The 10808-nt window shown below is 68.6% G+C and carries 10 protein-coding genes and 2 pseudogenes; 4 read left to right on the top strand and 8 right to left on the bottom strand.

Going from position 1 to position 10808, the window contains the following annotated elements:
- Positions 1 to 43: 43 nt before the first annotated feature.
- The 6 genes and pseudogenes from Y694_RS22475 to Y694_RS06990 form a co-directional block, all read right to left on the bottom strand.
- Positions 44 to 760, bottom strand: a complete 717-nt coding sequence (locus tag Y694_RS22475; protein ID WP_051495623.1) for an autotransporter assembly complex family protein — start codon at positions 758 to 760, stop codon at positions 44 to 46.
- A 29-nt stretch (positions 761 to 789) separates the two neighbouring features.
- A complete protein-coding gene (locus Y694_RS22470; protein WP_152543398.1) occupies positions 790 to 1989 on the bottom strand; it encodes an autotransporter assembly complex family protein in 1200 nt (399 codons plus the stop codon).
- A 14-nt stretch (positions 1990 to 2003) separates the two neighbouring features.
- Positions 2004 to 3184: pseudogene (locus Y694_RS07005) on the bottom strand (vWA domain-containing protein).
- Between the two features lie 138 nt (positions 3185 to 3322).
- Positions 3323 to 3922, bottom strand: a complete 600-nt coding sequence (locus Y694_RS07000; protein WP_197028754.1) for a GNAT family N-acetyltransferase — start codon at positions 3920 to 3922, stop codon at positions 3323 to 3325.
- Positions 3919 to 4152 carry a hypothetical protein gene (locus Y694_RS06995; protein ID WP_011828691.1) on the bottom strand — a complete coding sequence of 78 codons (234 nt, stop codon included), beginning with the start codon at positions 4150 to 4152 and terminating at the stop codon, positions 3919 to 3921. Before Y694_RS06995 ends, Y694_RS07000 begins: the two co-directional genes overlap by 4 nt.
- Before the next feature lie 11 nt (positions 4153 to 4163).
- The gene (locus Y694_RS06990) at positions 4164 to 5018 is read right to left on the bottom strand and encodes a MoxR family ATPase (protein ID WP_011828692.1); all 855 of its coding nucleotides are present in this window, start codon (positions 5016 to 5018) and stop codon (positions 4164 to 4166) included.
- 83 nt (positions 5019 to 5101) lie between these two features.
- Here Y694_RS06990 and Y694_RS06985 point away from each other — a divergent pair, with 83 nt between their 5' ends.
- The 3 genes and pseudogenes from Y694_RS06985 (at position 5102) to Y694_RS06975 (ending at position 8796) form a co-directional block, all read left to right on the top strand.
- Positions 5102 to 5764: a cytochrome c gene (locus tag Y694_RS06985; protein WP_011828693.1), complete on the top strand. Its 663-nt coding sequence runs from the start codon at positions 5102 to 5104 to the stop codon at positions 5762 to 5764.
- Between the two features lie 158 nt (positions 5765 to 5922).
- Positions 5923 to 7150, top strand: a pseudogene (locus tag Y694_RS06980) (HD-GYP domain-containing protein).
- A gap of 59 nt (positions 7151 to 7209) precedes the next feature.
- Positions 7210 to 8796: an ABC transporter substrate-binding protein gene (locus Y694_RS06975; protein WP_036231021.1), complete on the top strand. Its 1587-nt coding sequence runs from the start codon at positions 7210 to 7212 to the stop codon at positions 8794 to 8796.
- Positions 8797 to 8819: 23 nt separating this feature from the next.
- Here Y694_RS06975 and Y694_RS06970 read toward each other — a convergent pair whose 3' ends face one another.
- Together Y694_RS06970 and Y694_RS06965 are read right to left on the bottom strand one after the other, a co-directional pair.
- Positions 8820 to 9251 carry a DUF1841 family protein gene (locus tag Y694_RS06970; RefSeq protein ID WP_036231019.1) on the bottom strand — a complete coding sequence of 144 codons (432 nt, stop codon included), beginning with the start codon at positions 9249 to 9251 and terminating at the stop codon, positions 8820 to 8822.
- A gap of 47 nt (positions 9252 to 9298) precedes the next feature.
- On the bottom strand, positions 9299 to 9940 hold the full coding sequence (locus tag Y694_RS06965; protein WP_011828696.1) for a trimeric intracellular cation channel family protein: 642 nt from the start codon (positions 9938 to 9940) through the stop codon (positions 9299 to 9301).
- A 15-nt stretch (positions 9941 to 9955) separates the two neighbouring features.
- On the opposite strand from Y694_RS06965, the gene Y694_RS06960 reads away from it, so the two are divergent.
- The gene (locus tag Y694_RS06960; RefSeq protein WP_051495624.1) at positions 9956 to 10780 is read left to right on the top strand and encodes a sulfite exporter TauE/SafE family protein; all 825 of its coding nucleotides are present in this window, start codon (positions 9956 to 9958) and stop codon (positions 10778 to 10780) included.
- The last annotated feature ends 28 nt before the right edge of the window (positions 10781 to 10808 follow it).

Genomic DNA, 10808 nt, shown 5'->3' with positions numbered 1-10808 from the left:
GCAGGCGGCGAGCCCGCGCCGCGCGGGGCCGGCGTGTCGGCCATCAGAACGTGACCCCCACGCTGATGTGCAGCCGCACGGCCTCGACCTGCTGGCCATAGGCCAGGTCGATGCGCAGCGGGCCGATCGGGCTGCGCCAGCGCACGCCGACGCCGTAGCCGACGGCCGCGTCGTACTCACCCCAGGTCAGAGCCGCGTTGCCGGCGTCGACGAACACGGCGCCGTACCAGTTTCGCCATTGCGGCGAGCTGTCCGACAGCCGGTGGGCCAGTTCGATGCTGCCGGTGGCCAGCACCGGGCCGCCGACCACCGCGCCATCGCGCACCGGGCCGAGCGTGCGGTAGCCATAGCCGCGTACCGAGTCGTCACCGCCGGCGCGAAACAGCAGGGAATCCGGGATGCCCAGCGTGTCACGGCGCAGCACCTGCCCGACCTCGCCGCGCAGCTGCCCGAGCCAGCCGCCGATCAGCGGGCGGTACCAGACCGCCTGCAGGTAGAGGCGCCCGAACGGCCCGCGATCGCCATCGCCGTCGTAGGCCACGCCGGCGCCGCTCTGCGCGTTCAGGATCAGGCCGCGCGTGGGGAACACGAGGTTGTTGACGTCGCGGTGCACCCATTCGTAGTTGGCGAGCAGCGCGCGGTCGGTGGTCCGGGTGGTCGCCGTCTCGACCGTGGTGCGGTTGAACTCGAGGTAGTAGAGGCGGTCGATGCGCTCGGTGTCGCGCGTGCGGCCGACGCGCGCTCGCTGGGTCTGCGTCACCGCGCCGCCGGCGTCCAGGTAGTCGGCCTTCAGCCCAGCAGGTTGCGGTAACCCTCGGGCTGCGGGTAGGTGAGCAGGTCGAACGAGGCCTCGCGTTCGTCTCGCCCCACCTTGAGTTTGGTGGTGGCCACGAGGTCATAGCCGAACACGCGGCGGTGCGTGTGCTCCACGCCGACCCGCGGGCCGGTGTTGCTCGAGAAGCCGATGCTGAACGTGGCGTTCTGCATCTTGTTCTCGCGCAGCTTCGCATAGACGATCGCGTGGTCGGCGCCCTCCGGGCTCTGGTCGAGCTCGACCGCCACCCCCTCGTAGAGACCGGTCTTCTGCAGGGCCTCCTGGTAGTCGAGCAGCTTCTTCTCGGTGTACTCGGAGCCGATCTGGAACGGCAGTACGTTCAGCGCGGCATCCTGCGGCGTGCGCTCCAGCCCTTCGACGCGGATCTCGCCGATGCGGTAGAGCGGCCCGCTATCGACCACCAGGAACAGGCGGACCGTGTTGCTGGTGGCGTCCACCTCGGCGCTGGTGCCCGAAAAGCCGGCCGTCGCGTAGCCACGCGTGCGCAGGCTGGCCAGCAGCGCGTTCTTGGCGCCGGTCCAGGCCGCCTGGCTGAACGGTGCCCCTTCCTTCAGCGACCAGCGGGCGCTCAGCCGCTGCCAGCGGGTGCGCAGGGCGGCGTTGCCAGCATTCATCGCGTCGGCATAGGGCCCCTGGACCTCGATCTGCACCCGGCCCACCCGCACCTGCGGACCGGGATCGACGCGCACCCGCACGGTCGGCGGGCCGCCGGCCGGTGCATCGTCGCGCGTCACGTCGATGCGTGCATTGAAGTAACCCTCCGGTTCCAGCAGGCTGCGAGCCTGATCCGGGGCCGCAGCGATCAGTCGGCCGATCTCGACCACCGAGATGTCGCGCTGCTCGCGAAACCGCGCCAGGTCGAGGTGGCGCACCAGCAGGTCGCGCAGCGGGTTCGGCGCCCGCACCTCGAGGTGGTAGGCAGCATGCCTGCCGGTCGTCAGCGTGGTGACGCCGCTGTCCAGCAACGGGGCACGGGCGGCTGCCTCGGTGGCGTCGGCGGCGCCTTCGCTGGCCTGGTCGGCACGCGCTTCGTCGCGGGCCGCCGTGTCGTCCTCTTCGGCCTGTGCCCATGCCACCTGCACGGACAGCAGGGTGGCGCTCCAGGCCACGGCGATCAGCACCGTCGCGATGGCGTGTCGCAGCGTGGCGGTCAACGGCCGCGGTCCGGTCACTTGCTCAGCAGGCGCATCGCACCTTCGAGCCCCTGCAGCGTCAGCGGGAACATGCGCTGCTGCATCAGCTGCTGGACGATCGAGATGCTCTGACGGTAGCCCCAGACGCCCTGCGGTTCCGGATTGATCCAGGCGTACTTGGGGAAGGCGTGAGTCAGGCGCTGCAACCATTCGGCACCGGGCTCCTCGTTGTTGTATTCGACGCTGCCGCCCGGTTGCAGGATCTCGTAGGGGCTCATCGTCGCGTCGCCGACGAAGATCAGCTTGTAGTCGCGGTTGTACTTGCGGATCACGTCCCAGGTCGAGTGCTTCTCGCTGAAGCGGCGCCGGTTGTGCTTCCACATGAAGTCGTAGACGCAGTTGTGGAAGTAGTAGAACTCCAGGTGCTTGAACTCGGTCTTGGTGGCGCTGAACAGCTCTTCCACGCGGTGGATGTGCTCGTCCATCGTGCCGCCCACGTCCATCAGCAGCAGCACCTTCACCCTGTTGTGGCGCTCTGGCACCATCTTGATGTCGAGCAGGCCGGCATTGGCGGCGGTGCGGTGGATGGTGTCGTCGAGGTCGAGTTCGAGTTCGTTGCCCTCTCGAGCGAAGCGGCGCAGCCGGCGCAGCGCGACCTTGATGTTGCGTGTGCCGAGCTCCTTGGTGTCGTCGTAGTCCTGGTAGGCGCGCTGGTCCCACACCTTGACCGCGCTCCTGTTCCTGCCCGCGCCGCCGATGCGGATGCCTGCGGGTTGTAGCCCGAGTGGCCGAACGGCGACGTGCCGCCGGTGCCGATCCACTTGCTGCCACCCTCGTGGCGCTCCTTCTGTTCCTCGAAGCGCTTCTTCAGCGTCGCCATCAGCTCGTCCCAGCCCATCTTCTCGATCGCGGCCTTCTGCTCAGGGGTGAGCTCCAGCTCCAGCGTGCGGCGCAACCAGTCGAGCGGCACCTCCTGCGTGAAGTCAGCCAGCATCTGCGCGCCCTTGAAATAGGCGGCGAAGGCACGGTCGAACTTGTCGAAGTGGGCCTCGTCCTTGACCAGCGTCGTGCGGGCCAGGAAGTAGAACTGCTCGACCGAGGGTTGGCCGTCGCGCTCGGCCAGGCCGGCCTGCAGCCCCTCGAGCAAGGTGAGGTATTCCTTGATCGAGACGGGCAGCTTCGCGCTGCGCAGCGTATAGAAGAAGTCGATCAGCATGGCATCGCGGGAGTGCGGAGCGCGGGGTGCGCCGGCCGATGAGCATCGATGGTAGCCCCAGCCCTTGCGGCTCGTGCAGACACAGCAGGTAACCCTGTGTCAACGGCCGGCTCGGGGATCGGCCGGCGGGCGCGGGTTTCAGCGCGGCCGCAGCAACTGCCACTCGAGGTGCGTCTTCACGGTCGGCCATTCCGCCGCAGTGATGCTGTACACGGCGGTGTCCCGCAGTGTGCCGTTGGCGGCGCGCTGGTGGGAGCGAAGCATGCCGTCGAGCTGGGCGCCGAGCCGCTCGATCGCGCGCCGGCTCTGGGTGTTGAGCCGGTGGGTGCGGAACTCGACGGCGATGCAGTCCAGCGTTTCGAAGGCATGCGTCAGCAGCAGCAGCTTGCATTCGGTGTTGAGTCCGGTGCGCTGCACGCGCTGCGCATACCAGGTCGAGCCGATCTCGACGCGGCGGTTCACCGAGTCGATGTTCATGTAGGTGGTCATGCCGGCCGGCGTGCCGTCGGCATCGAGCACGGTGAAGGGCAGCATCGACCCGGCCGCGTGCAGAGCCAGTCGGCGCGCGATCTCGGGTCCGATGGCCTCGGGAGCCGGGATCGCGGTGTACCAGAGCCGATGCAGCTCGCCTTCCGCGCTGGCTCGGGCCAGCGCATCGGCGTGCGCATGCGAGAGCGGCACCAGGCTGGCGTGGCGGCCCTCGAGCGTGACCGGCGAGGTGAGGGGCAGGGCACTCATGGACGATCCCGGGTGAAGGTTTGCGCCAGCGTGCGCGCCAGCCACTTGCCGAGCCCGCAGCCCAGCACGATGAATACCAGCCCGATCATCTGGGCGCCGCCGTAGCCGGGCGTGCCGACGAAATCGAAGCCCAGCAGCCGGCCGAGGCCCCAGCCGGCCAGCGCCCCGAGCACGAAGCCCAGGGCGTCGGCCACGCCGACGAGCAGGTCGCGACGGGTGTCGTTCTGCATGCGTACCCCGCTCAGCGGTTGCGCTGCTGCATGAACACCAGCTTCTCGAACAGGCTCACGTCCTGCTCGTTCTTCAGCAGCGCGCCGAGCAGCGGCGGGATGGCGACCTTGTCGTCCTGGCTCTGCAGCGCGTCGAGCGGAATGTCCTCGGCCACCAGTAGTTTGAGCCAGTCGAGCAGTTCGCTGGTGCTGGGCTTCTTCTTGAGGCCGGGCAGGCCGCGCACGTCGTAGAAGCTCTTCAGCGCCGAGGCGAGCAGCTCCTTCTTCAGCGTGGGGAAGTGCACCTCGACGATCCTGCGCATCGTCTCGGCCTCGGGAAACTTGATGTAGTGGAAGAAGCAGCGGCGCAGGAAGGCGTCGGGCAGTTCCTTCTCGTTGTTGGAGGTGATGAACACCAGCGGCCGGTGTCGCGCCTTGACCATCTCGCGCGTCTCGTAGACGTGGAACTCCATGCGGTCGAGTTCGCGCAGCAGGTCGTTCGGGAACTCGATGTCGGCCTTGTCGATCTCGTCGATCAGCAGCGCCACCGGTTGCTCGGCGGTGAAGGCCTGCCACAGTACGCCCTTGACGATGTAGTTGCGGATGTCGCGCACGCGCTCGGCACCGTCGGGTCCCGCGAGCTGGCTGTCACGCAGGCGGCTCACCGCGTCGTACTCGTACAGGCCTTGCTGCGCCTTGGTGGTGCTCTTGATGTGCCATTGCAGCAACGGCAATTTCAGAGCCGCGGCCACCTCTTCGGCCAGCATCGTCTTGCCGGTTCCGGGTTCACCCTTGATGAGCAACGGCCGCTGCAGCGTGATGGCGGCATTGACCGCCAGCATCAGGTCGGGCGTGGCGACGTACTGGTCGGAACCTGCATATTTCATGGCGGGGAGAGTCGGCTGAGGGTGTCCAAATCAGTATAGGGGGCCCGTATACTCCGCCGCTGAACTCAACCCACCGCCGGACCATGAAGACACTGTTCCCCGCGATGATCGCGCTGCTTGCGATGACCTTTGCCGCCACGACGCAAGCGCAAGACAAGGCCGGCGACGCCGCGGCCGGCCAGAAGAAGAACGCCATGTGCATCGGCTGCCACGGCATCGTCGGCTACCAGGCGAGCTTCCCGGAGATCTACAAGGTGCCGATGATCGCGGGCCAGAACGCGAAGTACATCGTGGCCGCGCTGACCGCCTACAAGAAGGGTGACCGCAAGCACCCGACGATGCGCAGCATCTCCGAGTCGCTGAGCGAGCAGGACATGGCCGACCTCGCCGCGTACTACGAAGCCGAAGGCGGCGCGCGCGCCGAGCTGCCGGCCGAACCGGCGAAGGCGCCGGATCCCGCGATCGCTGAACTGCTGACCAAGGGCAGCTGTGCCGCCTGCCACGGTGCGAACTTCAGCAAGCCCATCGACGGCAGCTACCCGAAGCTGGCGGGCCAGCACGCCGATTACCTGTACGTCGCCCTGAAGGCCTACGCGACCCAGGGCAACCCCAATGTCGGCCGCAGCCACGCGATCATGGGCGCCCAGGTCAAGGCGTTCAGCCACGCCGAGCTCAAGGGCCTGTCGAACTACATGGCCGCGCTGCCGACCGATCTGAAGACGGTGCCGCAGTCGAAGTTCAAGTAGTCCGCCGCATCCCGCGTCGGCAAGGAGCCGCCCGACCGCCAGGTCCGGCGGTTTTTTCACGCCCGCTGCGTGTTTGGTGTGCGGATGCGGCGCTCCGGCTTCAGTGCGCCCGGCTGCGGTCGATAGCGCAGCATGACCACGTTCGACGGAGAAGCGGCGTGCTGAAGAGAATCACGGTGGACCAGCTGCGGCCCGGCATGTACCTGCACGAGCTGTGCGGCTCTTGGATGGAGCACCCGTTCTGGCGCTCCAAGTTCGTGCTGCGCGATCCGGCCGACATCGCCAAGATCCGCGATAGCGGGATCGGCGAGGTGTGGATCAACGTCGAGGTCGGCATGGATGTCGAGGGCGGCATCAGCGAGTCCGACGTGCGCGAGGAGATCGAGCGCGAACTCGAGGCGGCAGCCACGGCGCCCAGCCCCTTGATCGAACTGCCGCGCTCACGGGACGAGGAGCTGGCGCAGGCTCGCAAGGTGATCGGTCGTTCGCGCGAGGCCGTGCAATCGATGTTCGCCGAGGCCCGGCTGGGTCGCGCGATGGATGTCGAGCAGGGGCGGCGCCTGGTGGAGGAGATCGCCGGCTCGGTGATGAGCAGCCGGGCACCCTGGTGAGCCTGGCGCGCCTCAAGACCACCGATACCTACACCTACCTGCATTCCGTGGCCGTGTGCGCCTGATGGTGTCGCTGGGCCGCCAGCTGGGCCTGCGCGAGGCGCAGGTGCGCGAGGCGGGTCTGGCCGGCCTGATGCACGACCTGGGCAAGGCGGTGATGCCGAGCCCGGTGCTGAACAAGCCGGGACGCCTGACCGACGAGGAGTTTGCAATCATCCGCACCCATCCGGAGCGGGGCCATGCGCTGCTCCTCGAGGCCGGCAATGCGCCCCCGGACGTGCTCGATGTCTGCCTGCACCACCACGAGAAGGTCGACGGCAGCGGCTACCCGCACCGGCTGGCCGGCGACAAGATCTCGCTGATCGCCAAGATGGGTGCGGTGTGCGACGTCTACGACGCCATCACCTCGAACCGCCCCTACAAGGCCGGCTGGGACCCCGGCGAGTCGCTCCGCCAGATGGCGCAGTGGAAAGGGCACTTCGACCCGCTGGTCTTCCAGGCCTTCGTCAAGACGGTCGGCATCTACCCGGTCGGTTCGCTGGTGAGGCTGCAGACCGGGCGGCTGGCGGTGGTGATCCAGCAGAACCCGGCGTCGCTGCTGACGCCCAAAGTCAAGGTGTTCTTCAGCACCAAGTCCAACCAGCGCATCCTGCCGGAGGAGATCGATCTCGGCGGACCCTGGTGCCAGGACAAGGTGATTGCCTGCGAGCCGCCGGACAAGTGGCCGTTCAAGGACATCGACCGGCTCTGGGCTGGGGAGGCCGCCAGACCCTGAGGGGATTGCAGGGCCTGTCTACACTGCGCGCTCCGCCGCCCGCGCGCACGAGACCTGCCATGCCGACCTTCCTTCGAGCCGCAACGTTGCTGCTGCTGGCCGCGCTGGCCACAGCCGGCTCGGCGCAGACGCTGCGCTGGGCCAGCCAGGGCGATGTCCAGACCCTGGACCCCCACTCCCAGAACGAGTCGCTGACCAATCAGATCAACGGCCAGGTCTACGAGTCGCTGGTCAATCGCGACCGGCAGCTCGCCATCGAGCCGGTGCTCGCCACCGAGTGGCAGCAGATCTCGCCGACCGTGTGGCGGCTGAAGCTGCGGCCCCAGGTCCGCTTCCACGACGGCAGCCCGTTCACCGCGGACGACGTGGTGTTCTCGGTGCTGCGGGCGCGCGATCCCGCGTCGGCGATCCGCGTCTACGCCAGCGCGTTGGGCGAGCCGAAGAAGCTCGACGCTCTGACGGTGGAGTTCCGGCTGGCGCAGGTGAACCCGATCTTCCTGCAGCACCTCAGCACGGTGCAGATCATGAGCCGCGCCTGGAGCGAGAAGCACGGTGCCGCCCGGCCGCTGGACTTCAAGAACAAGCAGGAAGGTCATGCATCGCTGAACACCAACGGCACCGGCCCGTTCATGCTGGTCTCGCGCCAGCCGGACGTGAAGACGGTCTACAAGCGCAACCCGGCCTGGTGGGGCCGCTTCGCGGGCAACCTGCAGCAGGTGGTCTACACGCCGGTGAAGAGCGATGCGACGCGCTCTGCCGCGCTGATCTCCGGCGAGCTCGACTTCGTGCTCGACCCGGCGCCGCAGGACATCGCCCGGCTGCGCAACACGGCCGGCGTGCAGGTCGTCGACGGACCGGAGAATCGCGTCCTGTTCATCGGCATGGACCAGGCGCGCGACAAGCTGCTGTACGGTCGGGTGCCCGGCGACCGCAACCCCTTCAAGGACGTGCGGGTGCGCAAGGCGCTTTACCAGGCCATCGACATCGAGACGATCAAGACGAAGCTGATGCGTGGGCAGGCCTTGCCCACCGGCGGCATCACGCCGTCTCCGCTGGGCGCCTACAACGATGCGGCGCTGGAGAAGCGCCTGCCGTTCGACCTGGCGGCGGCCCGGCAGCTGATGCAGGCCGCAGGCTACCCCGAGGGCTTCGGGGTCACGCTGGACTGCCCGAACAACCGCTACATCAACGACGAGGAGATCTGCCTCGCGCTGGCGGCCATGTGGTCGCAGCTGAAGATGAAGGTGCAGGTCAACGCGATGCCGCGCAGCACCTATTTCGCGAAGCTGGAGAAGCTGGACACCTCGCTGTACCTGCTGGGCTGGGGCGGTTCGATCACCGATGCCGAGACCACGCTGACGCCGGTGCTGCGCAGCCGCATCCCGGGCGATACGGGCGGTGTCGGGAGCTGGAACTTCGGCGGCGTCAAGGATGCCAGGCTCGACGAACTGGCCGCGGCGTCCAGCAGCGAGGCCGATCCGAAGAAGCGCGAGGCACTGGTCAAGGCGGCGCTGGCCCGCCACAACGAGCTGGTGCTGCACCTGCCGCTGCACCGGCAGATCGTGCCGTGGGCGGCGCGCAGCAACGTGACGGTGGTCCACCGCGCCGACAACTGGCTCGAGTGGTCGTGGATCAGTGTCAAGTGAGGCGGCGGCCCGCGCCGCCGACCTCAGCGCGTCGCGCGCCGCCGCACGCAGTCGATGTAGGCCTCGCCGTCCGGCGGCAACCCACTGCGCTGCGAGGCCCAGATCATCTCGCCCAGGCATTCCATCATTTCGTGCTGGGCCTCGTGGGCCGAGCCGCGGCGGGCCGCGAGCAGCTCGAAGGCCTGCTTGATGCCGCGCGGCTGGTCGACGCCCACCTGCTCGGTGATCGACAGGTGCATCGACAGGTGCAGGAAGGGATTGGTGCGGCCGTCCTCGACGCTGTAGCGGGCCGCCACCGCGGTGTCGGCGTCGGCGAGGTCGGCGTGGTATTCGGGGTGCTGGCCGATCCAGTCGGCGGCCATCGCCTCGATCGGTGCAAGCACCTCGGCGGCCTGGTGTTTGCGCTGCACCTCGCAGAAGAAGCGGCGGACGTCGTGCTGGGAGGGCGTGAACATTGCGCCATTGTCGCGCCGGCGCGGCAGGCGCCGGGGTGCGAGGGACTTCAGTCGATGCGCCAGGCTGGTAGCTGCCAGTTGCGCCAAAGCACCAGTGCGCGCAGCAGCACCGTGAGGAGCGTCCCGGCGATCAGCGCGGCAGTCTCGCTGCCGTCGAGGCTGTGCACCGCCACCACAGCCCAGCCGCCGGCGAAGGCGCACACGGCGTACGGCCGGTGGTCGCTGAAGGCCGCCGGGATTTCGTTGCACACGATGTCGCGCAGCACGCCACCGAAGACCGCGGTGACGACACCCATCAGCACCGACACCAGCGCCGGCAGCGGTGTGGCGAGCGCGATCAGCGTGCCGCTGGCGGCGAACAGCCCGAGGCCCAGCGCATCGGGCCAGACGATCGCGCGCTCGGTGGGCTGGAAGTGGCGACCGCGCATGAACAGCATCGCGATCACGGCCAGCGCCACGATGGCCCAGACGTACTGTGCATGCTGCACCCAGAAGAACGGTCGGCGGTCGAGCAGCACGTCGCGCAGCGTGCCGCCGCCGAAGGCGGTGAGGCCGGCGACCACCACGACGCCGACCGCATCGAGCCGCTTGCGCGCCGCCTCCATCAGGCCCGACAGCGCGAAGGCCAGCATCGCGGCCCACTCAGCCACAAGCAGGGCGGTCGCAAGGTTCAGCGGGTGGGCGGGCATCGGGGCGGACCGTTCATGACGGCCGACATCATCACCGATCCCGTCTTCTATGCGGTGGCCGTGCCCGCGGTGCTGCTGATGGGCGTGAGCAAGAGCGGCTTCGGGGCCGGCTTCGGCGCGCTCGCGACGCCGCTGATGGCGGTCGCGCTGCCGGTCCCCCAGGCGGCGGCGATCATGCTGCCCCTGCTCGCCGTGATGGATGCCTTCGGCCTGGCCGCACTGTGGCGCGAGGCCGACCGCTCGCTGCTCCGGCTGATGCTGCCGGCCGGCCTGCTGGGCACCGCGCTGGGAACGCTCAGCTTCGGGCTGTTGCCGACGTCGACCGTGGCGGGCATCGTCGGCGCGCTGACGCTGCTGTTCCTTGCGCAGCGCCAGTTCTTCCCGCCGCGCGCCGAAGCCCCACCGCCGCCGCGCTGGTGGGGCTTCGGGCTCGGCATCGCTGCCGGCTACACCAGCTTCGTCGCGCATGCCGGCGGGCCGCCGGCGCTCGCCTACCTGATGCCCCTGAAGTTGCGTCCGCTGGTGTTCGCCGGCACGACGGCGGTGTTCTTCGCAGCGGTCAATGCGTCGAAATGGATCCCGTACGCGTGGCTCGGCCTGATCGACCTGCGGAACCTGACCACCTCGCTGCTGCTGATGCCGCTGGCGCCCATCGGCGTGTGGATCGGGGTGCGCCTGGCCCGGCGCGTCGAGCCCACGCTGTTCTACCGCCTGCTCTCGCTCGGCATGCTGCTGACCGGCGTGAAGCTGCTGTGGGACGGGCTTCGGGGCTGGGGGCTTAGGATGCGGGCCCGGCGGTGCCTTCCGGTGCCGCGCGTCCAGCCGCAGGATCCCGCATGAAGCCTCGTTCGATCATCGTCACGGTGCA

The organism is Methylibium sp. T29-B (genome assembly GCF_000576225.1).
GTDB lineage: Bacteria > Pseudomonadota > Gammaproteobacteria > Burkholderiales > Burkholderiaceae_C > Methylibium > Methylibium petroleiphilum.
The sequence above is the reverse complement of the archived record's forward strand: the minus strand, read 5'-3'. Positions and strand labels throughout refer to the sequence as shown.

Coding starts and splice junctions, on each gene's coding strand:
- Y694_RS07000 (WP_197028754.1), bottom strand. CDS start 3,922: ATGAGTGCCCTGCCCCTCACCTCGCCGGTCACGCTCGAGGGCCGCCAC.
- Y694_RS06995 (WP_011828691.1), bottom strand. CDS start 4,152: ATGCAGAACGACACCCGTCGCGACCTGCTCGTCGGCGTGGCCGACGCC.
- Y694_RS06990 (WP_011828692.1), bottom strand. CDS start 5,018: ATGAAATATGCAGGTTCCGACCAGTACGTCGCCACGCCCGACCTGATG.
- Y694_RS06985 (WP_011828693.1), top strand. CDS start 5,102: ATGAAGACACTGTTCCCCGCGATGATCGCGCTGCTTGCGATGACCTTT.
- Y694_RS06975 (WP_036231021.1), top strand. CDS start 7,210: ATGCCGACCTTCCTTCGAGCCGCAACGTTGCTGCTGCTGGCCGCGCTG.
- Y694_RS06970 (WP_036231019.1), bottom strand. CDS start 9,251: ATGTTCACGCCCTCCCAGCACGACGTCCGCCGCTTCTTCTGCGAGGTG.
- Y694_RS06965 (WP_011828696.1), bottom strand. CDS start 9,940: ATGCCCGCCCACCCGCTGAACCTTGCGACCGCCCTGCTTGTGGCTGAG.
- Y694_RS06960 (WP_051495624.1), top strand. CDS start 9,956: ATGACGGCCGACATCATCACCGATCCCGTCTTCTATGCGGTGGCCGTG.